Origin of the sequence: Bacillus sp. RHFS10 (assembly GCF_016757475.1) — a bacterium.
Lineage (GTDB): Bacteria > Bacillota > Bacilli > Bacillales > Bacillaceae > Bacillus > Bacillus subtilis_G.
In genome coordinates this window covers 344065-366779 of the sequence record NZ_JAESPO010000003.1, presented here as the reverse complement: position 1 = coordinate 366779, position 22715 = coordinate 344065, and the positions used below count along the sequence as shown (strand labels likewise).

Here is a 22715-nt window from a genome sequence, read left to right as displayed (position 1 = left end):
GGGGTGAAAAAGCTAAGGGATAAGGGTGCTGAAAAGAATCATGTAAGCGTGAAAATTTTTTTATCTTATCACTTGAAATTGGAAGTGAGATTCTTTATTATAAGAATTGTGTTAGCACTCTTTAGTGTTGAGTGCTAAAATTACATATTCATACTATTGAGGAGGTTATTACATTGTTAAAGCCATTAGGTGATCGCGTTGTCATTGAACTCGTAGAATCTGAAGAAAAAACTGCCAGCGGAATTGTGTTGCCGGATTCTGCAAAAGAAAAACCGCAAGAAGGCAAAATCGTGGCAGCTGGTTCAGGTCGCGTGTTAGAAAGCGGAGAGCGCGTTGCTTTAGAAGTAAAAGAGGGCGACCGCATTATCTTCTCAAAATACGCAGGTACTGAAGTGAAATACGAAGGTACTGAATACTTAATCTTACGTGAAAGCGACATTTTAGCTGTTATCGGCTAATTCTTAAATAAACAAATACTTAAAAATTCGAGGAGGTTTTGTAAAAATGGCAAAAGATATTAAGTTTAGTGAAGAAGCTCGCCGCGCAATGCTTCGCGGTGTCGATGCACTTGCTGATGCTGTAAAAGTAACTTTAGGACCAAAAGGACGCAACGTGGTTCTAGAGAAAAAATTCGGTTCTCCGTTAATCACGAATGACGGTGTAACAATCGCTAAAGAAATCGAACTCGAAGACGCGTTTGAAAACATGGGTGCTAAGCTTGTTGCTGAAGTAGCCAGCAAAACAAACGACGTTGCCGGTGACGGTACAACCACTGCGACAGTTCTTGCGCAAGCAATGATCCGTGAAGGCCTTAAAAACGTGACAGCAGGTGCTAATCCTGTAGGCGTGCGTAAAGGTATGGAAAAAGCTGTAGCGGTTGCGATCGAAAACTTACAAGAAATTTCTAAGCCAATCGAAGGCAAAGAGTCTATCGCTCAGGTTGCTGCGATCTCTGCTGCTGATGAGGAAGTCGGAAGCCTTATCGCTGAAGCAATGGAGCGCGTAGGAAACGACGGCGTTATCACAATCGAAGAGTCTAAAGGCTTCACAACTGAGCTTGAAGTTGTTGAAGGTATGCAATTCGACCGCGGATATGCGTCTCCTTACATGGTAACTGACTCTGATAAGATGGAAGCGGTTCTCGACAATCCTTACATCTTAATCACAGACAAAAAAATCACAAACATTCAAGAAATCCTTCCTGTGCTTGAGCAGGTTGTTCAGCAAGGCAAACCATTGCTTCTGATCGCTGAGGATGTTGAAGGCGAAGCACTTGCAACACTTGTTGTGAACAAACTTCGCGGCACATTCAACGCAGTGGCTGTTAAAGCTCCTGGCTTCGGTGACCGCCGTAAAGCAATGCTTGAAGACATCGCTGTCCTTACTGGCGGAGAAGTCATCACAGAAGATCTTGGCCTTGACCTGAAATCGACTGAAATCACACAATTGGGACGCGCTTCTAAAGTTGTGGTTACAAAAGAAAACACAACAATCGTTGAAGGCGCTGGCGAAACAGACAAAATTTCTGCCCGCGTGACTCAAATCCGCGCTCAAGTGGAAGAAACAACTTCTGAATTCGACAGAGAAAAATTACAAGAGCGTCTTGCGAAACTTGCTGGCGGTGTAGCTGTCATCAAAGTCGGCGCTGCAACTGAAACTGAGCTGAAAGAGCGTAAACTTCGCATCGAAGACGCCCTCAACTCAACTCGTGCAGCTGTTGAAGAAGGCATCGTATCCGGCGGTGGTACAGCGCTTGTAAACGTATATAACAAAGTGGCTGCAGTTGAAGCTGAAGGTGATGCTCAAACAGGTATCAACATCGTGCTTCGCGCGCTTGAAGAGCCAATCCGTCAAATTGCACACAATGCTGGTCTTGAAGGATCTGTCATCGTTGAGCGCCTCAAAAACGAAAAAATCGGCGTAGGCTTCAACGCTGCAACTGGCGAATGGGTAAACATGATCGACAAAGGTATCGTTGACCCAACGAAAGTTACACGCTCTGCACTGCAAAACGCGGCTTCTGTAGCAGCAATGCTCTTAACAACTGAAGCTGTTGTCGCTGACAAACCAGAAGAGAATGCTGGCGGCGGTGCTGGTATGCCTGATATGGGCGGCATGGGCGGTATGGGCGGAATGATGTAATCAAACGGCGAAAACCCTTGATATACCAAGGGTTTGACCGTTGATTTTATCCGAAATGCTCAAAAAAATAACATTTTGATAACATTTCTTCATGAAATCCCGATATTGAGGATGTTTCCGAAAGTCTTCTGGACTTTTTGCGAAGCATCCTCTTTCATTTTTTCAGTAACGTGTGTGTAAATTCTCATTGTAGTTTTCATATCATCATGACCAACTCTTTTCATGATCGTTGTAATGTCTACCCGAGCTTCGGTCAACATGCTGATATGTGTGTGTCTGAAAATATGAGGTGTTGCATGCTTCTTAATAGATGTTTTCTCAAGTAACCTTTCCATACGCACAATGATATTTTTAGGTAAGAATGGATATCCATTTTCTCTCGCAAAAACAAAATTTCCATCATGGTATTCCTCTGGCTTTATGCGTGACTGAAGCCTTCTTTTTTTCTGTCGCATTTGATATTCCTTTAGCATGTCCATGATCTGATCTTCTAATTCGATTGTACGGACTGAGCCGGCTGTTTTTGGTGGGACCAATTCATACTCTTTCATGTTGTTATTTTCTGAGTATATGGTTTTGGTTATGCGGATTTCATTGGTTTCAAAATTGATGTCGGTCCATTTCAGGGCACATAATTCACCTGAACGCATTCCGGAAAAAGCGAGTAAATAAAATCTTTCAAGATCCATATCTAATCCAAATTCCTTCACAGTCAAAAGGAATTCTTCGAGTTCCTCTTTTTCAAAATACTTTTCTTCAATCGGGTTATTTTCGATATCTTCTACAGTTAAACGTTTTTTCGGAACGACTGCACCTTCAGTTGGGCTATGTTTCAATAGCTTTTGTTGTATGGCATATTTAAAAATCAGCCCTGCTGTAGTATGGACCCCACTTATTGTATTTCGAGCATAGCCTTGTTCCGTAAGATCATTTAATATTTTTTGGTACTTTCTTGTTGTGATCTTTGCAATATTTGTTTTGGCAATATATCGGTTGAGAATTTTAATTTCTTTTGTTCTAATCCTAATGGTGCCTTTCTTGTTGCCAGTGGTAAGTGCATAATCACAAATCCAATCAGCAGCCAGCTTTTCGAATGTCATCTTTTTCACGACAGACTCATCTATGCCGTCTTCTACAAGAGCGGCAATAGCATCAAGGACTCTTTTTTCAGCCTCTTTTTTGGTCTTTCCTCTTCTTGCTATTTGTTTGCGTTTACCGGTGACCGGATCTCTTGGACCGTCACCGACAGCGAGCCACTTCTTTCCCTTAACTAATTCCTCAAAGTACAATTTACTCACCTCATTTTTATTGATTAGTTTTATAGAGTTCTTTATACATCATGAATGAAAACTGTTTCCTTCTGTACATTTCCAGCCGTTTTGCAGCAAAAGGATATGTTACGTTGAAGGTGTCACCTATTAACTTTATAGCCTCTGACTGCATGCGTGGCAACGAAATTTTTTCAAGCATGAATGTTGGCACACAGAAATGATACATAAAGCTATTAGCCTGGTATTCTTGCAATTGGCGAAACAAGCGATTCATATTGAATTGGTTTCCACAATGCTTAATCACGTGCCCGAGTTCGTGTACAAAATCCTCCCATTGCTGCTGACGAGACGTCCTTGAATCCAACACCATACTATAGAGACCATTTATGCAAAACATGCTGCTGGCGGTCTCCTCGTAATGAATCCATATTTCGAAAGCAGCTACAATGCGCTCCATATCTATCTCTTCAGGAGTAAGCATATTTAATTTGAGATAGATCTTTTTCACTTCTTCTTCTAAGTGTGATAACCGAATAGCCATAATTAACACCGCCAAGATGGGAATATATGTTCTGTTTTTGGTGTGAAAGAAAAGCCCAAGATAAAAGGGCTATTATAAATTAAGTAATTGTTTCTTCTTGATTTCATATTCTTCTTGAGTGATAGCATCCATGTCCAATAACTCTTTATATTTTTTTAACTCATCGGCTGCTGAAATACTTGGTGCTGGTGCAGATGCCGTGGTTGCTGCTGATTGCGCTGGCGCAGCCTGATGCTCTTCTATGTGTTTTTGGATCTCTAAAACCATTGGCAATTCATCTTTTGTAAATACGAAAGAATTATCATCTTGAATAGCATCCCATAATCCACTTGTTTCATTTGCGGCAGGGGTCAAAAATTGAAAATAACCAGATGTGACTAAACCAGGCTTTTTAATTTGAACGCCTGTTAATTCACTAATTCTGTATGATTTCTCACCACTGTAACCACGTGTAATGGTGTTAACTGCACCTTTTCTTGCAACTCTTACAAAGTTGCCATCCAAAGTAACTGTCGTTTTGGCAGATTTAAAGTAGTATTCCTTAATATTCTTCTCGAGTTCTTCTTGTTGATGTTGGTGTTTCTCTTCGTTGCCAGCTATTTTTGATTCCACAAACTTATGGAGTCCTTCGATGTCGCCTTCTGATATTGAATTGATGTTTAGACTGCCATCAACTGTTTGCAAATCGATTTTATATCCAATCATAGGTTTTCGGCTGATTGAAATCTTTATAATCTCTTCATATGACCATTGCGTTACAACAGGTTGCTTTTTCTTCAAAACAATGAAATATACGAGATTTTCAGTTGCAATAAAAAGCCCCCAAGATGAGTCACCTTTCATGCACCCGCAAACGAGTTCATTAATAGTCTCGTTCTTTTCATCAAGAATAGTTTTTGCTGCTTCATATGTTTTCACAAAGTTTTTAGAGGCCTTCATCGTTTTTTTAAACTGACAATTATAAACCTCACCATTTTCAAATAAAAATGCCAACTATAATTTCCCCTTTTTTATATAAATGAGATTACAAATGAAATACAAAAGAGAATGTAAATGAGACTAACGGTTAAAACCCTTGATATGACTAGGCTTATCGCTATCACCAAAACAAATTTATAAATGAGAATGTGAATGGAATATAAATGAGAATGTAAATCTTATTAGTAAACAGAATTTAAACATAATAAACATTAAGAAATAATAAGAGCAGGAGCCTCGTTTATACCATTATTTTTTGCTCTTGTGAGATATAAAAAAATTGCAATACTTTTGCTTTAGAAGATGTTAATCATTCTCTGTATTTAAAGATTTACGTCCTTTGGCTTTTTCTTTCTCTTTTAGGTAATTAATAAAATCAATAGCTTGTCTTCGAGCCTCCTCAGAAAAATCAGCAGCTTCTCTAAAGGCAATTTGTAAATCTGGATCATCTGCAACATTGTAAGGAGCTTTTTCTTCCTGAACGACAGGCTCAATGTTAGAGCGGTGACCCAGCAAATAATCTGTTGATACTTCAAAGAAATCAGCTATTCTTTTTAATGTCTCATAATCAGGTTGCCTATTCCCTAATTCATACTGGGACAAGGAGGAACGAGTAATTTGCAGTCTTTCTGCTAATCCTTGCTGTGTGAGCTTTTTGCTCTTTCTTAATTTAACTAAACGGTCACTTAACATAATAACTCCAACTTTCTTGCGACATATTGATCCAATAACAATTATAAGACACATTGTGTGGCAAATAAAATATTGCAACAAAAAGTAGCTAAATGTATTGACAGCCACACACTGTAGCAATTATACTTTAGTTAAGTTGTTACTATGTGTAGCAAAGAGAGGTGAGAGGATTGAAAAGTTCTAAAGAAAGAAAGCTCCTTGCGGAAATCAGAAAATCGATTGGTTCCCAACAACTTGTTGCTGACGATTTAGAAATATCAAGACAATATTTAAGTGCTCTTGAAAAAGGTGACAGAAATCCAACCGTTAAATTGATGGTTAGAATGGCTAATTATTTCAAAAAGAATGAAAAAGAGTTGTTTCCAGATCTTTTTTTTGGTCTTGAATGCAACAAAACGTCACAAAAATCATATACAGCATAGGAGTGAAAACATGAAACAAATTAGTGAAGAAGCCACCGCAGTTACGGCGGCTAGTGATTCAGATAATGCATGTACTGATTGCGGTAGAGCATGGAGCGGGAGATTAAATTTCTGTGGAGTGTGTGGGAATAGGCTAATTCCATACTCCCAACTCAAAAATTTTTTCCCGAATACCAAATTTATGAAAATCAACTATTAGTTATTTGACCGATATTGTGTCTCTTCTTCCAAAGCTCTGTTCTGGCTAGATCAAGTTCAAAGAAAAAGGAAGTAATGTCTTGGAAAGTATTATCGATAGAACCACCTGAGTGCAACTGAATTTCTTTGATTGCTGTACTTGTTACATGAACTTTGGTTTGCCCATTTTCATTTTGAAACGATAAGTCACCGGCATAGTAATAGATTTTCTTTTCGTCTGGAAGGTAGATACTAATCATTTGAGACGAAGGATGGATACTCAAAATCACTTCGTTTGGTAGATCAATCAACATTGCTCCATCACGCTCTTTAGCAAACCTAAACCATTTGCCAGAGATTGTTTGTACTAGAGTACTTCCATCTTGGAAATCTGACATAGTCAACACCACCTTTCTATGAAGATTTTACCACATAAAAGATTGGAAGATTATTTAAACAGCATAGGAGGTTAAAGATATGTTCACTATGCAGTACGATGAACAATTCATAGATCAGATTGCTGCAAAGATTGCAGACAGAGCAACTGAAATGCTTGTTGAACGTCTTGGCTCACTGAATGAACTTCCTCATGTTCTTACAAGGGAAGAAGCTATGAAAGTTCTTCGGTGCGGTCAAACGAAAATGTCTGAATTGATGGCTCGACCTGATTTTCCGGTTAACGATGAGTTTGGAAAGAAAATACCAACACAATTACTTTTCAAATGGATCGAACGAAACACTCGTTGGATTGAAGAAAATACAAAGTATTTTCACAAGGAGGCAACAGCCTGAATAGGTAACTGCTGCAGAACGAAAAAGTTCGTTGAGTAATAATTAGGTCGTCCGTTCGTTTCGTTGTGTGAATTCAGATAATTACTCTTTCTAAGGAGGTTCATGAATGAACGAATTACAAAAAGTATTCAATTATCAAGATCAGCAGGTTCGGACAGTTGTAAAGGATGGACAACCTTGGTTTGTCGCAAAGGATGTCTGCAATGTACTAAATCATTCAAATCACAAAGTAGCGGTGTCCCGGCTCGACGAAGACGAGGTAAGAAAAGTTTACCTCGCCGATTCATTAGGCCGTAATCAAAAAACAACCGTTGTCAATGAAGCTGGTTTGTATTCACTTATTTTAACTAGTAACAAACCAGAGGCTAAACAATTCAAAAGATGGATCACTCATGAAGTCATCCCGACTATCAGAAAAACGGGCGGCTACGTTGCAAATGACGAGTTATTCATCCAAACATACTTGCCGCAAGCTGATGAAAATACAAAGCTGCTTTTCAAAACTACTCTTCACACTATGAAAGAGCAAAGCAAGCAAATTGAAACCATGAAACCGAAAGTGGTTTTCGCTGAGGCGGTTGAATCGTCCGAGTCCTCTGTGCTTGTTGGTGAATTAGCGAAAATCATCCAGCAAAACGGTGTAGATATCGGGCCGAATAAATTATTTCAATGGTTACGAGACAATGGGTATCTGATTCGCAAAAAGGGTGAGTCATTTAATCTCCCGACTCAACGCAGTATGGATATGGGCCTGTTCGAAATCAAGAAGCGAACTGTAAGCAACCTTGACGGTTCAATCAGGACCACACGCACACCAAAGGTAACCGGAAAAGGTCAGATTTATTTTGTGAATAAATTCATGTCATCTCAATCGGCTTAATCACCTTCACTCCACAACTTTGAGGAGTGAGACACCAATCTCCACAATCTTGCGGAGGTTGGAATAGCTGCAAAGGGACAACCCCATCCCTTCATTAATTAAATTTTACCAAATAATTCCCCGTGAAACAGGAGGAGAACATATGTCGAACAACCCGTATAAACTCGATAATTTACCAAATATTATGCGTGAAGTGAGAAAGGCAATAGGATTCACACAATACCAGCTGGGGCAACTACTCGGTGGCAAAGATCAGCAGTATGTTTCAAATGTCGAAAAGGGCCTGAGCACACTAACGCCTGAACTCTGTATCAAGTGGTTTGAGGTATGTGGAGCATATGAACACATTGATCTTGTACATTACTTGTTCCGGCTGCATCCAAGGGCGACAGCGCCAGTCGATCCAGCTTTGAATGTAAGCCCCAGCAAGGCTTTAATCAATTTCATGAAACAGACAAAAGAATCAATTGAGGCTGCTGAAAATATTGCACTGTGGTTGGCGAATGAACGGCCCGGCCGAGTTGAAGATCTTCCCATGAGTGATCTTAAAGAGATTCTTGATCTCGGCCCAGCTATTGATACTCTCTTTTACGCTTTATCTAGAAGTCATGGTCTAAAGATGCAGGAGCTGGCGGAAAAGTGGACACGTAAAGCGTTAATGGATCAAGTTGCAATGTCAAAACAAGAGGAAAGGCAGGCTATGCTCGTATGAAACTCAATCAATTTTTGAAATCCGATGTAGAAGTGGCAAAACGAAAATCAGATTCAGTTGAAAGTATGGCTGATCTATTACTGGCCTCTTTAAAAGATGGTGATTACGAAGAAGCTTTAGATATTCTTGGCAGTATTAAAGCGAATATTGAGGATTTAAAACGCATTTCGAATAAAGGGTTGTTATATGATACGGCATTGAAAATGCAAAAGCGAGGCATTGATTTGTCATTGGTACGTAGGAGCTTAGGTTGATGGTTCACTTTGTACACAAACCAGCAACAGCGTTGGAAGTCAGAGCATGGTGTGAAAGAATCCGAAATCATAGCGAACTACTCTTGATTTGGGATGAACGCACAGCAAATTACAGAAAGGAGAATATGAATGATCGAAAATCCAATGATTTTAAACAACTGGCACGATAAGTTGACTGAGCCAGAAACACAAAAGGATTTTTTCGGGGATGAAGTTACCCCAGTCGATGATTATGTAATCGATTGCGGCGCGGTGATCTTGAGAGAGAACCTTGATCGTTATCTGAGGGAACAGCTTGGTTTCAAATTTAAAAATGAGCAATAAAAAAGCCCACTCTGGCAAGTGGACTCAGTAAGGCGTTTTGACTGAAATATTTACTTAATTATACCAAAACGCCTCATAAAAATCAATGGAGGTTTGCTGGATATGAAATTGACAAGTGAACACATCAAATTAATGCGTGATGCTAATGAAATTGATTTATACATCGCTATTAGTCACCAAGAGAAAGAGAGATTTAAAGAAATACAGAAGTTTGACCCAGCCTTTATAAAGTGTTTTGAAGGTGATGAATTTGAAAGATTAACAGGTATAAAAGCGCCTGAAACTCCAAAAGAACAGATTTTAGCTGTTTCACTTACTTATGATGGCAGAGCTTATTTGGAAAGGGAAGGAGAAAGAATTTTAGCGGAGGGGGATCAGCGATGACAAGAGCAGTAAAAGTGGCATTCAGCGAACGTGCGGAGGATCAGCAACGTTTGAGACAGGTTGGCGGTTCAATTGTATTCGCCAAAAACGGTAAAGCGCAGTTTAGTTTCCCTTCAATGGACCATTACCGGGAATGGCAACGGCTTGGAACAGAAGCTTACAAAAGAAAGGTGGGGCTGCTCTGATGCAAGCAGAGGTTTTCGCTTCGACAGCGGACATGAGTCGGGACGAATGGCTTCTTGAGCGAAGGAAGGGCATAGGTGGTTCTGATGCTTCCGTTATTTTAGGCATAAACAAATGGCAAACACCGTTTGAATTGTGGTTAGACAAAACAGGTCAGGTACCTGTAAGTGAATCAGGCAGTGAAGCAGCATACTTTGGCTCGCTTCTTGAAGACGTTGTTGCAAAAGAGTTTGAGATTCGTAGCGGCAAAAAAGTTAGACGGAGAAAAGCGATGCTCAGGCATCCCAAGCACGATTTTATACTGGCGAATGTTGACCGAATGATTGTTGGTGAAAAAGCCATTTTGGAGTGCAAAACCACGTCGGCATACAACCTGAAAGAGTGGGAAGATGACGAGATTCCCGACAGCTATATTGTGCAGGTTCAACACTATCTAGGAGTGCTGGGGCCTGAATATAAAAAAGCGTACTTCGCTGTCCTAATCGGCGGCAATAAATTCATTTGGAAAGAGATTGAGCGTGATGATGAGCTCATTGCGATGATCTTTCAAGCTGAAATTGAATTTTGGAATGAAAAGGTCTTGGGCGGAAAGGCTCCGGTTCTTGACGGTTCGAGTGCTGCAGAAGAATATCTCAAGCAACGTTATGCCGAGGCAGAGGGCGGTAAAGTCGTTGATCTAACTTCAGCGAATAAAACACGCATTCAGCAATATTTGCAGCTGAAAGATCAGATCAACGAACTCCAATTGCAAGCGAAGGAATTAGAAAACCAGATTAAGCACGAAATGAAGGAAGCTGAATACGGCTTCATCGGAAACTATCAAACTAGTTGGAAGTCAGTTTCGACTAACCGGATCGACTCTAAGAAACTCAAAGAGCAGTTTCCGGACGTATACGAGAAAGTCACTAAAGAAGTCCAATTTAGACGCTTTGGAATCAAGGAGGTTAGCTGAATATGGCTACAAATCAATCGCTAAAAAGCAATATCCAGAAGAAACAAAACAGTGCTCCAGCACAACAGCAAGGAACAACAATGAAAGGTCTGCTTTCTTCTCCGGCAGTCATGAATCGTTTCGAAGAAGTTCTAGGGAAAAGGGCTTCCCAATTCACAGCGTCAATTCTGAGCCTTTACAACGGCGAAAAGATGCTTCAAAAGGCAGAGCCTATGAGCGTGATTTCATCGGCTATGGTGGCGGCTACGCTTGATCTGCCAGTGGATAAAAACTTGGGTTATGCCTGGATCGTTCCGTATGGCGGTCGTGCCCAATTTCAGCTTGGTTACAAAGGGTACATTCAGTTGGCTTTACGTACGGGCCAGTATAAATTCATCAATTGCATACCGGTCCATGAAGGAGAATTGCAAAAGTGGAACCCATTAACTGAGGAAATAGAAATTGATTTTGAAAAACGGGAATCAGATGCGGTTATTGGTTACGCTGCTTACTTTGAGCTTCTAAACGGTTTTCGGAAAACGGTGTATTGGACAAAGGCGCAAGTTGAAAAGCATAAAAAGAAGTTTAGTAAGTCGGACTTCGGCTGGAAAAACGATTGGGATGCAATGGCATTAAAAACTGTTTTGAAAGCGATTCTGAGCAAATGGGGCATCTTGTCAGTGGAAATGCAGAAGGCTGTCATTGAGGACGATGAGGCACGAGAGCGCATTGACATCACTGACGAAATGTCTGAGCCAGAAATCATTGACGCAGAAGTATCAGAGGAAAAACCAAGTGCGCAGGATGCTGATCCTTTTGACGGCAAGCCTGTAGACATCAGTGACGATGACCTCCCATTTGATTAAGGTTAGCATCCCCTTCTGTTATAAGTGGCTTACGGAGGGGGCGCCCAATCGCGCAAAACTGTTTCGTGCTTATGTGGAAGGCTATCTAAAAACAAATGAACCTGGCTTGCGTTTAGTCCGCATCAGCGGAATGACAGCATTGTGTGAAAGGAAGTAGGTGAGCGGCATGTTTATAGAAGGTGTTGGATTTGTAGTCCTCCCTCGATTGCCTTTTAAAGATTTTAGAGACCGGATGATTTATCAGTATCTTTTCACTGAAGCTGAATATAGACCGGGCCAGACATTAGAAATTGGTCAAACAATAATCAAAGTAACAGAGCTTGCTGCGCTTTCTGGATGGACAGAAGGAAAAAACAGTAGTGGGTGGTCACCTGTTCAAATGAAATACTCATTAGATCGCATGGTCAAACAGGGGTATTTAAAGCTTGATCGATTACCTCAAAAACGGGGTTTTATTGTGACAGTTCTTCATTACGCTGAGTACATACAACTAGGAAATTACAACAAGAAAAAAGACTTGGCGCCAGCACAAGAAAAGCAGCAGGAGGATGAGAAGAAAATGAAGAGTAACGCATTTGCATTTTTCGAGGATGAGGGATTTGGCCTTCTATCATCGTTCATGGCTGAGAAGCTTAATAGCTTGATAGACGATTATGGCGAAGATAAGGTCCTGGAGGCAATGAAAGAGGCAGTAACGCGGAACGCTCGCAACTTGGCCTACGTGCAGCGCATTCTCCAGTCAAACAAGAACAAAAGTAAGGAGTGGCAACATGGAAACACACAAAACACAAAGTACGGACGCGGCAATGGCAGCAATTCTGAAAAAGCTCCAGGAAAGGTCAGCCCAATTTTCGGCGGGGTCGGCCGGGTCAGAAGAAAAGGCTGAATATGAATGCCCGAAATGCAAAGATCAACTGGGCTACATCGAGAACAAGGAAGGATATGAGGTTTGGGTCCGGTGCAAATGCATAGAGCGCCGGCGCATCCGGAAATTGATGAATTCTAGTGACATAACTGCTGAATTTGAGAAGTTGAAGTTCAAGAATTTTATAACCGAGGGAAAACCAGCTGTCGTGAAAGACACTTACGATACTGCTGTGGAATACTACAAGGATTTTGACAGCATCCGGGGCACCCGAAGCAACAGCATTGCTTTACTGGGGCAGCCAGGGTCAGGGAAAACGCATTTGCTGACAGCTATTTCAAACAAGCTGATCAAATCAAAGAACATCGCGGTTCAGTATTTTCCTTACGTGGAAGGGTTCAACGATCTGAAAGATGACTTTGACAAGCTGGAAGAGAAACTCAACCGCATGAAAGAGGTTGAAGTGCTGTTCATAGATGATCTGTTCAAGCCTGTGTACACAAACACCAAAGAAGGACGGATTAAGAAACCACGGGCAACCGATTGGCAGGTGGAGCAGACATATTCCGTCATCAATTATCGATATCTGAATCATAAACCGGTTCTTATCTCAAGTGAATTAGACATCGAAGAGCTGGTCGATATAGACGAGGCACTCGGCACCAGGATTTATGAGATGTGTGCGGATTATTGCGTAATCATCAAGGGCGACAGAATGCAATTAAATCATAGATTGGCAGGGTTGCGGAATGGATGAAAAAACGAACGTTAAAGGATCCAAAGGAATGTATTTGTTCGGGCCTGCTGAACAAAAGGGCGGCAAGGACCTCACACCGGCTATCCGGGTGCTTGAGGAAAAGATCAGACAAATGGAGCTGATGCGCAGTGCTTAAAGCGGTGATCCTGCTGCCGGCCATTATACTTACGGCGCCGTACAAGGAGAAGCAGATCCAGCATTGGGAACAGATTGACGGTAGGTAACGACGGCACGGGGAAACGGGCCGATAAGGAAATAGTCAGAGATGGAGGCGGCGGAATGAAAGTTTTAGAGAATCAGACACTTTATCAGTGTGAACATTGTGGAAAGCGGCTGATGACAAAGCACGGAGCGAGGTTGCACGAAAGAGTATATTGCTCGGTTGTCAGAGAGGAAGAACAGAAAAAACGTCAGGAAGCCTGTGAACATAAGCACATGGAAATGAGTTACTGCACTATGCCGGGAGAAGATCATTTGCAGATACCGGACTATGAATGTTGTTCTGATTGCGGCATGTCAGAAATGGAGATTGCACAGCAAAAAAACAAGCTTCAGGAGGCATCGCATGCCAGCAAATAAGTACGGCGCCAGGAAAACACAGGTGGACGGCATCACGTTCGACAGCCGGGCCGAAGCCAAATACTATGAGCAGCTGAAATGGCTCAAGGTGAGCAAGCAGATAAAAGATTTTAAGCTGCAACCGCGTTTCCTTCTGCAAGAGGCATTCAAAAAGAACGGGAAAACTTTTCGGAAGATTGAATATATTGCAGACTTTGAGGTTCATAACTTGGACGGCAGCATCGAGATCATTGACATCAAGGGCGTAGAAACAAAGGAATTTGCCATCAAACGCAAGTTGTATGAGCGGCTTTATGATACGCCACTCAAGGTGCTGGCTCTGGATAAGTCACTCGGCTTCATCGAGCTGGACGAGCTGAAAAAACTCAAAAGAAAGGCGGGAAAGTCCACTGTTAAACGTGGTAATCGCAGACGATCGGCCGTTGTGGGTGCAGGAAGAAGATAAGCTCATGGCCTGTATGACACGTTGCTCTCAGTTTAAGGCATGCGCCAGCCGAATGGGTTCTGATTGCAAGAAGCTCGGCGGCACGGAAATTCCCAAAATCAATTCAGGAGGGAAATATCATGGAACAGCAAAGCATCAATCCTTACAAGCCAGGACCGGTTGAAGAATGGAAGATGACGCCGGAACAGCTGGCGGAATACGTGAAAAAGCATCCGATCGTTTACCGGGAGGAACTGAAACCATCGCCAACATTCACAATGGTCGGATGGAAACCGGATCACTATTAAACACAAAAAAAAGCACCGAAGCGTATGCCCCGATGCTCTGATATGAACTGGTACTTCTATCATAGCACATGCACAGGGGGCGCGCTAGGTGAACAAACCACAGGAAATTAATTTAAGCAAAGATATAACAATTGAACAGGCAATTGAGCCGGGCAAAATACAGATTCTTATTTTAGATGGGAACGAGGGCACTGCACATGTCCTTGATGCCCCAGAACACGGAGAAACAATCATTCAAACAATTAAGGGCGGTCTGTCTCGTTTAGATTATAGGATCGGCCACAAATTCAAATAGCAGGGGCTTTCCCCTGCGGGGGAGGAACGGACATGAAAGAGAGAATTGAACGTTTAAAAAAACTGACATACATTCCTCAGAAGGAAATTGCTTGGCTTATTGAGCAAGCTGAACTGGCTGTTAAGCAGCGGGAAATCATCGAGGAAAACAAACGCCAGCAGGAAGTAACGGTACATCAATTCCGGCAGGCTCAAAAGGACATTCAGCATCTAAGCGGGGAAAGCAGCCGATACAAACAGGCATTAGAGAAGATCATTACCAATCTCAATTTCGCGATAACAGTTGCTCAAAATGAATTGGAGGGTGATGTGAAATGAGCGGATTATCACAGGAACAAATAAACGTGGATTTATTCAATGAAGTGCAACGTCTGAAAAAGGAAAAGCAGCACGATCAGGAAGAGATTCAGCGGCTTACGAAAGAAAACGAAGAACTAAAATTAAAGGTCGAGGAACAGGCAGAGTCAATAAGAGACTTTGAATTTGAAAACGGCAATTTAGAGGATGAAGTGGAAGAATTGCAGGGGAGAATTGAAGCATTGGAGGGGGATGCGGAATGAACGCAAAAAAGGTAACGATACCCGCCCGCGATTCCAATGATTTCATGATCGGGTTCAAAGAAGTGAATGCACTTTGGGAATGCCCTACTTGTGGCGAGGAAATGGGGAATCCTCAGCTGACGCAGCATGTTGAGGACGGATTCTTTGGACAAGTTCATATTTGGGAAAATCCCTGCGGACATGTAGCTCATTATAAGAATCTGCAGATTGTAGGTGATGCAGAATGATTCCTTTACAAGTAGAGCTTCAGCGGGCAGTTAAATCCACAAAAGACGAAGCAATGACCATTTATGAGGCGGCGGAACATTTGAAAGTGCATCCAGATTACATACCGGTGCTCGTGGCAAAGTCAGACGATCTGAAAATGATCGGTGATGAAACTATCATTGCAAAGCGTGATAAGACAAACGGTTGGCTCATTGGGGCAATGGTTTTGGTTTTATTCTTTGCAATCGCAGTTCTGCCGGGGATAGGGGGTTAAGCATGGCGAGGTCACCTTTAATCTGGTTCGGCGGAAAAGCCAAATATGCCGAACACATCATAAATAAGATGCCTGCCCATAAGGTGTACGTTGAGCCTTTCGGCGGGGCAGCCCATGTAATTGCTAATAAGCCGAAAATGGGACATGAGGTATATAACGATATCGACGGTCATGTAGTTAATTTCTTGATGCAAGTCAGGAAGGATCCAAAAGCGATGCAAAAGGCATGCGAATCTATTCCGTACAGTCGGGCGCTCTATGAGAAATGGAAAACTGAGGACTACCCGTCAGATGACTTTGATCGTGCTGTCAGGTGGTTTTACATGAATCGTTCCGGCATTAGTAAGGGAAACGCAGAAGAAGTGCCACAAACAGGATGGCGGCACAGCACGCAAAGCGGTCAGAACCCAGCGGGTGGATACATAAGCGCCTGTACTGCCTTCCAGTCCTTTGCTAACCGCATGAAGGGGGTCATGATCGAATGTAAGGATTTTCGCAACATCATTGAGAAATACGATAGCCCCGATACTTTGTTTTATGTTGATCCTCCATATGTTGGTCGTGAGAAGTTTTACGCTGGCGGCTTCACGGAAGATGATCACCGGGAACTGGCTCGGTTGCTGAATAAAGTAAAAGGAAAAGTGATTCTCTCTTACTATGATGATCCTTTAATACTCGAGATCTACCCAAATTGGGCGACAGAAACCTTTTCAGCGTACAAGCAGGTTGTTGGTGGATCCGGAAAAGACCGAGGGGCCGAAGAAATGTTGCTCTTCAATTACAAAATCACTCAGCTTAGTTTATTTGATTAGGAGAACACGAATATGAAAAGTATTGAGTTATTCGCAGGAATAGGGGGCATCGCACTTGCAGCGGAATGGGCCGGCATTGAAACTGTCGCATTCTGTGAGCGTGAACCCTTCTGCCAAAAAGTATTGAATAAGAACTTCCCAGGTGTCCCCATCTTCGATGATGTTTGCACCTTAAACAGACAGCTGTTAGAGAAAAAAGGAGTGATTGAGCCAGGTGGAACAATTGACATTATTTCAGGAGGATTCCCTTGCCAGCCTTACAGTATTGCCGGGGAGCAAAGAGGCACAGAAGATGACCGCGACCTCTGGCCGGAAATGTTTAGGCTCATCAAAGAACTTAGACCCACTTGGGTTGTTGGCGAAAACGTTGCTAACTTCGCAAATATGGAGCTCGACCGCACGTTATCTGACTTGGAAAGTGAAGGTTACAAAGGGAAATCGTTTATTATACCAGCTCTCGCCATCGGGGCACCGCATAGAAGAGACAGAGTCTTTGTTGTCGGATATCTTCCCAACGCCAACAGCATCGGATACAAGGGGACTGAACGATTACCAGAAAACAATGACAAAGTTACAAAATGGAGAAAGAGCACATTTAGGACAGTTACCAAACTATTTAATGGTGTTGACTGGGAAAAGAGGGCGTGCGAATCCGGCTTTTTGGGAAGCGATGATGGGGTTCCCAATCGGTTGGACAGAATTAAAGGATTAGGCAACGCGGTTGTGCCTCAGCAGATTTACCCCATATTCAAAGCGATTATGGACCAGGAGGGGGCATCATGATCGAATACATCTGCCCTGAATGTGGTCACAACGAATTAGATATAAAAATCCGCCCAGATGCACGTTGCCCGAAATGCGGCTGCAGCATGGGCGTTGAGGAGGAAATAGCGTGAATAAATTATGCTGTGAAACATGTGGATTGGATACTCATGAAAATACTTCGCTTATCTTTGAAAAGCCTTTAAGGTTTGCTTTTCGATCAGATATTAAACAGCTAAAACAAAACACTGGCGACCACCGAAAACAAGAAAATATTTGTCTCGACTGTTTCACTGCTGAATTGAAACAAGTTAGCAAGGGTTGTAAAACACGGTACAAGATTAGAGCAAAGGAGAGCGGACAATGAACACAGCATACAGAGTTTGGGACGGCGAGCAGATGCATTATTGGGATGATGAGGGATTGAGCCTTGAAATCAAAGGAGATAAATGGATTTTATGGCGTGATGGGTGCAGGGTTATTGTTGCGGAAAGTTACGACGGGGAATCGGCGCTCATGTGGGGCACAAGATTTTTTGATGCTGGTGTAATTTATCAAGCAGACATCATAAAGGGCAAACGGGAATCAACTTGGCATCCGGGTTATGACAAAGTATTGGGGAAGGTCGAATTTTCAAAAGACACTTACGGATTTTATGTAGAGGGAATGGGAGCAGGGCCTTTATATAGAATTGAACCGAATTTCGAATTACTAGGCGACGTTTATCAGAATCCTGAGTTATTGGAGGGCGCGGAGTGATGAAATATGACAAATTAGGAGCTTATGTCTTACTGGCTATGCATGGGTACAAGAAAGATGAAATCAAAGACATTATGAAAAAGGTTGAGTCTGATTTGGAGAAAGCGAAGGAGGGCGCAGAGTGAAACTTTACACAGATAAAGCAGGGGAAACGTTGAATGGTAGGAAACAAACATTTTACGCATGGAGCAAGCCGAACAAAGGAGACAAGGAAATAAACGTTAGAGAATCGCAAATAATCGACCCAGTTTATGAAAATGAAACGGATGGAATGGGATATCTGTTACAGGCTGGTGATTACGACTTTAAAAATCAGGAGGGCGCGGAGTGATGAAAATGAAAGTGTCTTTATCTCCAGAAGAAGTTAAACAAATAATCAAAAGCCATTTAGAAAAGAAATTCGGTAACGTCAGCAATGTAACGTTAGAAGTAAAACGGGAACTAAGAGGTCACTATACAAACGAGCATTACGAACCTGTCTTTAAATGCGCTGTTTGTGAAGTGGAGGGCGCGGAGTGATGGAGAGCAACCTATGATTCTCAGGATACTGTTTCTGCTGATGGGGTGTGGATTCTGGATATATTTCCAACATGATTACAGACCGGACATGAAAGCGAATCTTACTTTGATCGGGGTAATCATATCATTTACGGCTGCGGCTTACTTTAAGGATATTGATAAGTATATAGAGAAGAGGGAAGACAAGTGATAATAGCCTTGAAAATAGTTCTCCTACTGGTTCTGGTTATCTCTCTTATGGGAGTTATAGGAGAGGATAAGGATTCACAGCTGCGGAATCACTTAACAGCAATATGTATCACATCAATTATCGGCACTATTGCTACATACGTGCTGCTTTAACTAAATAAGTCCAAGACGGAAAGCCTGCGGACACTGAACTTACAGCATAAGCGCTGTTTGTTTGGTGTCCGTTTTTTATTTCGCAACTATCTGGATGTCTATCGCGATTACTAGCGGTGAAAGGAGTGATGAGATATGAAACAGTCCAAAAAGAAACCGTCACAGAAGCAACAGGAGCGCTCAGATCGTTTCTGGCAATCAATGATGAACACAAACATGCAAACACTCAGACGTGGCAAAGGCGGCGCTTATAAACGCAGAAAGTAAAAGGGGAGTTTCAGGATGAAATACGAATTCGCTTATAAAAACGGAAAGCTTGTAAATATCTTTTGCGGCAAAGAAGAGCTCTATAACGAGTTGAAAGCCTTCTTGGTCAAAACCTTCAGTATCAGAGTGAAAGAGGTATCGAGGCTTCAATATGTCGCAGAGCAAAAAGCAAACAACTGGAATGACACTTACTCTATTTAACTATCAGGAGGGAAAGCACTATGACAGATCAAATGATTGCATGGGAGATTGAGGAATGGATTCGTGATTATAAATTCATGCTGCGGGAGATTTCACGACTAACACGCATTCTGGATACAGCAGTAATATCCAGTGTTACGGGAACAAACGGAGTGTCCCAGTATGGGATTGAGGCGACACTGCCCAAAGGGAGTAAGGGCATCAGCCAGGCTGAATTAAGACAGTTGGACAGGAGAGAAAAACGGCTTTACAAGTTCGAAGCTATCGTTGATTTCCTTGATAGAGCAATTGAGGAATTGACTGACGAAAAGCACCGAATCGTATTAGATTGCATGCTGGATGGGATGAAATACCGTGAAATAGCTTTACACCTTGGCGTCTCCCGGGAAACGGTCAGAAGGATCAAAGAAAAGATCGTGTGCCATTTGTGCGAAGTGTGCCAAACGTGTCAGCTTTTGCAATTGTTGAAACAGATAAAATCGGCGGTGTAAAATGGGAGGCAGGATCGGCGCGGCGGATTATTCCTGCGTCACCACCAATTTCATACAATGAGTAAAACCTCCCAACGATAAGCGAGGATCAACTCAACTGGGAGGCTTTACACAGTGAATTCGGGTGATAAAACAGCAGCAGTATTGCGTACATGTTAATATCCCCGACAAAATATGGTTTTATTCAACAGTTTCGTTCGACAAATTTTGCAAATGATTCCTTTGTCATACTCCTTAACCGATAATAAGGTGGAGGTGAAAATAATGGAAAACAAAAAAGATTATATACTGGAATTAGAGAAGGCTTTATCAATTGTTAAAAAGGCAAATGGTAATGGAGATGACGCTCTCTACTTAACTTATTTGACTAGCTTTGGTATTGTTCAAGGAAAAACTAAAGAAATTGACGGGTTTAAGGCGGAGTCTCTTGACGATCTAAAGATCGAAATCGAAGAAAAGTTAGAAACAGGTAAGTTGGATGCATACTCAATGGCAGACCATCTATTCAAAATGAATAATAATGGATCTGAACACAATGTAATATATCTTGAAGATGTAATTATAAAAACTACAAATGAGATAGAATCTAATAGTTTGGTTTTATTTTCAGATCAAATAATTGGAGTTCTGCCTGGTAAATTATTTTAGTAAAAGCATCCTAAAAGGGTGCTTTTTTTGTTCCCTGTAAACTGCTTCCGGTAAGACTCAGGATAGACAATTGGCGGTTAACGGCTTGAGCACGGTGGTGGTTTAGAGGGAATATTTTTTCCAAAACAACACGAATTAGAAGGGGGCGGCGGTGAATGTAGATGGCCGAAAAGCACATTCAGGCGTATAAGGATTACGTCAAAGGCATGAAATACAAGGACCTTGCCGAGAAATACGGGGTGTCAGTGAACACCATTAAATCGTGGAAGCAGCGGCATGGTTGGGAAAGGAAAAAGGGTGCACCCATTGAAAAAAGTGTGCACACAAAAAAAGGCGGGCAACCGGGCAACAAAAATGCAGTCGGGAACAACGGCGGTGCACCACAGAGGAATCAAAATGCTGTGACTCACGGCTTTTTCTCTAAATTCCTGCCAGAAGAAACGCTTGAAATCATGGAAGAGATTCAGGAGCGTTCGCCTGCTGATATGATATGGGATCAAATTCAGATTCAATATGCAGCCATTATCCGGGCGCAAAAGATCATGTTCGTTTCTGATAAGGAAGAAATGATTAAAGAATTGAAAAAGAAAAGGTCCCTCATATCTGAGGTCAGCGAAATTGAAGAGGAAGAGTATGAATTTCAATTCGCTTGGGATCGTCATGCAACCTTCCTGAATGCTCAATCTCGGGCAATGGGAGAGCTAAGGGGCTTGATTAAACAGTTTGACCAGCTGGCTCACGAAGCAGACGAGCGGCGCCTTAAATTGGAGCAAATGCGCTTGAATATCGAGAAGGCGAAGAAAGATATTGACGGTGATAACGAAAACTCACAGGAAAATGAAGTTGCTACCATGCTGCGGAAGATGGTGAAACCTCATGGAACTTAACTCCAAGCAACAAGAGGTATGGAACAGCTTTATTGAAGAGCAGCCGAAAATCTTAATATGCAGCGGGGCGAAAAGGGCAGGGAAAACGTTCGTGCTCCTTTTGACGTTCCTTGGGCATATCAGCAAATATCAAAACATGGGGCTTTCCTTTATCATTGGCGGGGCAACTCAAGCTTCTATAAAGCGGAATATCCTAAATGATTTAGAGCTCATCCTGGGGAAAGAATTGCGCCTTGATAAATCGAATGCAGTTGAGATATTTGGCAATCGTGTTTATTGCTTTGATGGAGCAAATGCAGACTCTTGGAAAAAGGCGCGGGGTTTCACATCAGCTGGCGCATTCTTAAACGAAGCGACTGCCCTGCATGATTCATTCGTGAAGGAAGTCATTTCTCGTTGCTCCTATAAAGGCGCGATGGTCATGATGGATACAAACCCTGAAAACCCGATGCACACCGTCAAAACAGACTATATCGACAAAGACGGGCAGCGGCTGAAAAACGGCCGGCTGAATATCCGGTCTTTTCACTTCTCATTGTTTGATAACAACTTTCTTGATCCTGAGTATGTCGAAAGTATTGTTGCTTCAACACCGAGCGGCATGTTTACGGACAGGGACATTTACGGCTACTGGGTTGCTCCGGAAGGCGTAATATACAAGGATTTTAACAAAGACAAGCACTATATCAGTTCAGACCAGTTAAAAGAGAAACAGGGCAGGTTTACAAAATACTTTGCTGGCGTTGACTGGGGATATGAGCACCCGGGTTCTATTGTCGTAATCGGACAAGATGACCAAGGGTGTTTTTATTTGCTCGAAGAACATTCCAAGCAGCACGAAGAGATTGACTACTGGGTGAAGGTAGCGAAGGACATCAAAGAGCGATACGGAAACATTAATTTCTATTGTGATACAGCACGGCCTGAACACGTTCAGCGGTTCCGGAGAGAAAAACTCCGGGCTCAAAATGCTGATAAAGCTGTTGTATCCGGTATAGAGAAAGTGGCGCAGCTGTTCAAGAAAGATCAGCTTTACGTTGTTGAGGACAAAGTTGATCGGTTCAAAAAAGAGATTTTTATGTATGTCTGGAATCAGAAGACAGGCGAACCGGTTAAGGAATGGGATGATGTTCTGGACTCTGTTCGTTATGCGATATATACGAATAGCAAACCATCTGGAGTAAGAGTAATGACGAGATAAAGGAGGTT

Annotated in this window: 40 protein-coding genes and 1 pseudogene; 36 read left to right on the top strand and 5 right to left on the bottom strand. The window is 42.2% G+C overall.

Annotation, left to right across the window (positions count from 1 at the left end):
• Window positions 1-173 precede the first annotated feature (173 nt).
• Complete coding sequence (gene groES, locus JMN17_RS14305; protein WP_003155970.1) at window positions 174-458, top strand: co-chaperone GroES; 285 nt, start codon at window positions 174-176, stop codon at window positions 456-458.
• 46 nt (window positions 459-504) lie between these two features.
• Window positions 505-2142 (top strand): chaperonin GroEL, encoded by a 1638-nt coding sequence (gene groL, locus JMN17_RS14300; protein ID WP_087991314.1) that lies wholly within the window; start codon window positions 505-507, stop codon window positions 2140-2142.
• Between the two features lie 89 nt (window positions 2143-2231).
• Here groL and JMN17_RS14295 read toward each other — a convergent pair whose 3' ends face one another.
• From JMN17_RS14295 to JMN17_RS14280, 4 genes are all read right to left on the bottom strand, one after another.
• A complete protein-coding gene (locus JMN17_RS14295; protein WP_202328399.1) occupies window positions 2232-3431 on the bottom strand; it encodes a tyrosine-type recombinase/integrase in 1200 nt (399 codons plus the stop codon).
• 16 nt (window positions 3432-3447) lie between these two features.
• Window positions 3448-3954, bottom strand: a complete 507-nt coding sequence (locus JMN17_RS14290) for an ImmA/IrrE family metallo-endopeptidase (protein WP_202328398.1) — start codon at window positions 3952-3954, stop codon at window positions 3448-3450.
• A 72-nt stretch (window positions 3955-4026) separates the two neighbouring features.
• Window positions 4027-4947, bottom strand: coding sequence for an SHOCT domain-containing protein (locus JMN17_RS14285; protein ID WP_242519906.1), 921 nt, complete (start codon window positions 4945-4947; stop codon window positions 4027-4029).
• A gap of 291 nt (window positions 4948-5238) precedes the next feature.
• Window positions 5239-5625 carry a helix-turn-helix domain-containing protein gene (locus JMN17_RS14280; RefSeq protein WP_202328397.1) on the bottom strand — a complete coding sequence of 129 codons (387 nt, stop codon included), beginning with the start codon at window positions 5623-5625 and terminating at the stop codon, window positions 5239-5241.
• 170 nt (window positions 5626-5795) lie between these two features.
• Between JMN17_RS14280 and JMN17_RS14275 the strand changes: the two genes are divergently transcribed.
• A complete protein-coding gene (locus JMN17_RS14275) occupies window positions 5796-6047 on the top strand; it encodes a helix-turn-helix transcriptional regulator (protein WP_202328396.1) in 252 nt (83 codons plus the stop codon).
• A 188-nt stretch (window positions 6048-6235) separates the two neighbouring features.
• On the opposite strand, the gene JMN17_RS14270 is transcribed toward JMN17_RS14275, so the two are convergent.
• A complete protein-coding gene (locus JMN17_RS14270; RefSeq protein WP_202328395.1) occupies window positions 6236-6622 on the bottom strand; it encodes a hypothetical protein in 387 nt (128 codons plus the stop codon).
• 79 nt (window positions 6623-6701) lie between these two features.
• Here JMN17_RS14270 and JMN17_RS14265 point away from each other — a divergent pair, with 79 nt between their 5' ends.
• The 33 genes and pseudogenes from JMN17_RS14265 (at window position 6702) to JMN17_RS14110 (ending at window position 22707) form a co-directional block, all read left to right on the top strand.
• Window positions 6702-7016 carry a hypothetical protein gene (locus tag JMN17_RS14265; protein ID WP_017697379.1) on the top strand — a complete coding sequence of 105 codons (315 nt, stop codon included), beginning with the start codon at window positions 6702-6704 and terminating at the stop codon, window positions 7014-7016.
• Window positions 7017-7122: 106 nt separating this feature from the next.
• Window positions 7123-7896 (top strand): phage antirepressor, encoded by a 774-nt coding sequence (locus JMN17_RS14260; RefSeq protein ID WP_202328394.1) that lies wholly within the window; start codon window positions 7123-7125, stop codon window positions 7894-7896.
• Window positions 7897-8038: 142 nt separating this feature from the next.
• Window positions 8039-8608 (top strand): helix-turn-helix domain-containing protein, encoded by a 570-nt coding sequence (locus JMN17_RS14255; RefSeq protein ID WP_129010131.1) that lies wholly within the window; start codon window positions 8039-8041, stop codon window positions 8606-8608.
• Complete coding sequence (locus JMN17_RS14250) at window positions 8605-8862, top strand: YqaH family protein (protein WP_015715352.1); 258 nt, start codon at window positions 8605-8607, stop codon at window positions 8860-8862. The genes JMN17_RS14255 and JMN17_RS14250 overlap by 4 nt, the downstream gene beginning before the upstream one ends.
• Before the next feature lie 129 nt (window positions 8863-8991).
• The gene (locus JMN17_RS14245) at window positions 8992-9186 is read left to right on the top strand and encodes a YqaI family protein (RefSeq protein WP_015715353.1); all 195 of its coding nucleotides are present in this window, start codon (window positions 8992-8994) and stop codon (window positions 9184-9186) included.
• Between the two features lie 102 nt (window positions 9187-9288).
• Window positions 9289-9570: a hypothetical protein gene (locus tag JMN17_RS14240; RefSeq protein WP_090558344.1), complete on the top strand. Its 282-nt coding sequence runs from the start codon at window positions 9289-9291 to the stop codon at window positions 9568-9570.
• Entirely contained in the window at window positions 9567-9755 is a 189-nt protein-coding gene (locus tag JMN17_RS14235; RefSeq protein ID WP_202328393.1) for a hypothetical protein, read from the top strand. Before JMN17_RS14240 ends, JMN17_RS14235 begins: the two co-directional genes overlap by 4 nt.
• Window positions 9755-10705, top strand: a complete 951-nt coding sequence (locus JMN17_RS14230; RefSeq protein ID WP_202328392.1) for a YqaJ viral recombinase family nuclease — start codon at window positions 9755-9757, stop codon at window positions 10703-10705. Before JMN17_RS14235 ends, JMN17_RS14230 begins: the two co-directional genes overlap by 1 nt.
• A gap of 2 nt (window positions 10706-10707) precedes the next feature.
• Window positions 10708-11550: a recombinase RecT gene (locus tag JMN17_RS14225; RefSeq protein ID WP_033884309.1), complete on the top strand. Its 843-nt coding sequence runs from the start codon at window positions 10708-10710 to the stop codon at window positions 11548-11550.
• A 166-nt stretch (window positions 11551-11716) separates the two neighbouring features.
• Window positions 11717-12436 (top strand): DnaD domain-containing protein, encoded by a 720-nt coding sequence (locus JMN17_RS14220; RefSeq protein ID WP_202328391.1) that lies wholly within the window; start codon window positions 11717-11719, stop codon window positions 12434-12436.
• Window positions 12321-13172 (top strand): ATP-binding protein, encoded by an 852-nt coding sequence (locus tag JMN17_RS14215; protein WP_202328390.1) that lies wholly within the window; start codon window positions 12321-12323, stop codon window positions 13170-13172. Before JMN17_RS14220 ends, JMN17_RS14215 begins: the two co-directional genes overlap by 116 nt.
• On the top strand, window positions 13165-13308 hold the full coding sequence (locus JMN17_RS14210) for a hypothetical protein (RefSeq protein WP_162868982.1): 144 nt from the start codon (window positions 13165-13167) through the stop codon (window positions 13306-13308). The genes JMN17_RS14215 and JMN17_RS14210 overlap by 8 nt, the downstream gene beginning before the upstream one ends.
• Before the next feature lie 143 nt (window positions 13309-13451).
• Complete coding sequence (locus JMN17_RS14205; protein WP_033884334.1) at window positions 13452-13751, top strand: hypothetical protein; 300 nt, start codon at window positions 13452-13454, stop codon at window positions 13749-13751.
• On the top strand, window positions 13738-14196 hold the full coding sequence (locus tag JMN17_RS14200; RefSeq protein WP_017697392.1) for a DUF1064 domain-containing protein: 459 nt from the start codon (window positions 13738-13740) through the stop codon (window positions 14194-14196). Before JMN17_RS14205 ends, JMN17_RS14200 begins: the two co-directional genes overlap by 14 nt.
• A gap of 119 nt (window positions 14197-14315) precedes the next feature.
• Complete coding sequence (locus tag JMN17_RS14195; protein WP_202328389.1) at window positions 14316-14483, top strand: hypothetical protein; 168 nt, start codon at window positions 14316-14318, stop codon at window positions 14481-14483.
• 88 nt (window positions 14484-14571) lie between these two features.
• Window positions 14572-14778 carry an XtrA/YqaO family protein gene (locus JMN17_RS14190; RefSeq protein ID WP_202328388.1) on the top strand — a complete coding sequence of 69 codons (207 nt, stop codon included), beginning with the start codon at window positions 14572-14574 and terminating at the stop codon, window positions 14776-14778.
• Window positions 14779-14810: 32 nt separating this feature from the next.
• A complete protein-coding gene (locus JMN17_RS14185; protein ID WP_202328387.1) occupies window positions 14811-15095 on the top strand; it encodes a hypothetical protein in 285 nt (94 codons plus the stop codon).
• Complete coding sequence (locus tag JMN17_RS14180) at window positions 15092-15337, top strand: hypothetical protein (RefSeq protein ID WP_202328414.1); 246 nt, start codon at window positions 15092-15094, stop codon at window positions 15335-15337. Before JMN17_RS14185 ends, JMN17_RS14180 begins: the two co-directional genes overlap by 4 nt.
• Window positions 15334-15564, top strand: coding sequence for a hypothetical protein (locus JMN17_RS14175; RefSeq protein ID WP_202328386.1), 231 nt, complete (start codon window positions 15334-15336; stop codon window positions 15562-15564). The genes JMN17_RS14180 and JMN17_RS14175 overlap by 4 nt, the downstream gene beginning before the upstream one ends.
• Complete coding sequence (locus tag JMN17_RS14170) at window positions 15561-15818, top strand: hypothetical protein (protein ID WP_202328385.1); 258 nt, start codon at window positions 15561-15563, stop codon at window positions 15816-15818. Before JMN17_RS14175 ends, JMN17_RS14170 begins: the two co-directional genes overlap by 4 nt.
• 2 nt (window positions 15819-15820) lie before the next feature.
• Complete coding sequence (locus JMN17_RS14165; RefSeq protein ID WP_202328384.1) at window positions 15821-16630, top strand: DNA adenine methylase; 810 nt, start codon at window positions 15821-15823, stop codon at window positions 16628-16630.
• A gap of 12 nt (window positions 16631-16642) precedes the next feature.
• Entirely contained in the window at window positions 16643-17413 is a 771-nt protein-coding gene (locus JMN17_RS14160; protein WP_202328383.1) for a DNA cytosine methyltransferase, read from the top strand.
• Window positions 17414-17755: 342 nt separating this feature from the next.
• Window positions 17756-18151 carry a YopX family protein gene (locus JMN17_RS14155; protein WP_202328382.1) on the top strand — a complete coding sequence of 132 codons (396 nt, stop codon included), beginning with the start codon at window positions 17756-17758 and terminating at the stop codon, window positions 18149-18151.
• Complete coding sequence (locus JMN17_RS21945) at window positions 18151-18276, top strand: hypothetical protein (protein ID WP_268542427.1); 126 nt, start codon at window positions 18151-18153, stop codon at window positions 18274-18276. The genes JMN17_RS14155 and JMN17_RS21945 overlap by 1 nt, the downstream gene beginning before the upstream one ends.
• Window positions 18273-18482 (top strand): hypothetical protein, encoded by a 210-nt coding sequence (locus JMN17_RS14150; RefSeq protein WP_202328381.1) that lies wholly within the window; start codon window positions 18273-18275, stop codon window positions 18480-18482. The genes JMN17_RS21945 and JMN17_RS14150 overlap by 4 nt, the downstream gene beginning before the upstream one ends.
• Window positions 18482-18670, top strand: a complete 189-nt coding sequence (locus JMN17_RS14145) for a hypothetical protein (protein ID WP_202328412.1) — start codon at window positions 18482-18484, stop codon at window positions 18668-18670. The genes JMN17_RS14150 and JMN17_RS14145 overlap by 1 nt, the downstream gene beginning before the upstream one ends.
• A gap of 13 nt (window positions 18671-18683) precedes the next feature.
• Window positions 18684-18860, top strand: coding sequence for a hypothetical protein (locus tag JMN17_RS14140; RefSeq protein ID WP_180950483.1), 177 nt, complete (start codon window positions 18684-18686; stop codon window positions 18858-18860).
• A gap of 287 nt (window positions 18861-19147) precedes the next feature.
• Window positions 19148-19279 (top strand): hypothetical protein, encoded by a 132-nt coding sequence (locus JMN17_RS14135; RefSeq protein ID WP_033884289.1) that lies wholly within the window; start codon window positions 19148-19150, stop codon window positions 19277-19279.
• 15 nt (window positions 19280-19294) lie between these two features.
• Window positions 19295-19464: pseudogene (locus tag JMN17_RS14130) on the top strand (hypothetical protein).
• Window positions 19465-19500: 36 nt separating this feature from the next.
• Entirely contained in the window at window positions 19501-19971 is a 471-nt protein-coding gene (locus tag JMN17_RS14125) for a sigma-70 family RNA polymerase sigma factor (RefSeq protein WP_116315376.1), read from the top strand.
• A 264-nt stretch (window positions 19972-20235) separates the two neighbouring features.
• Window positions 20236-20619, top strand: a complete 384-nt coding sequence (locus tag JMN17_RS14120) for a hypothetical protein (RefSeq protein WP_202328379.1) — start codon at window positions 20236-20238, stop codon at window positions 20617-20619.
• Window positions 20620-20780: 161 nt separating this feature from the next.
• A complete protein-coding gene (gene terS, locus JMN17_RS14115; RefSeq protein WP_202328378.1) occupies window positions 20781-21506 on the top strand; it encodes a phage terminase small subunit in 726 nt (241 codons plus the stop codon).
• Window positions 21496-22707, top strand: a complete 1212-nt coding sequence (locus tag JMN17_RS14110; RefSeq protein WP_202328377.1) for a PBSX family phage terminase large subunit — start codon at window positions 21496-21498, stop codon at window positions 22705-22707. The genes terS and JMN17_RS14110 overlap by 11 nt, the downstream gene beginning before the upstream one ends.
• The last annotated feature ends 8 nt before the right edge of the window (window positions 22708-22715 follow it).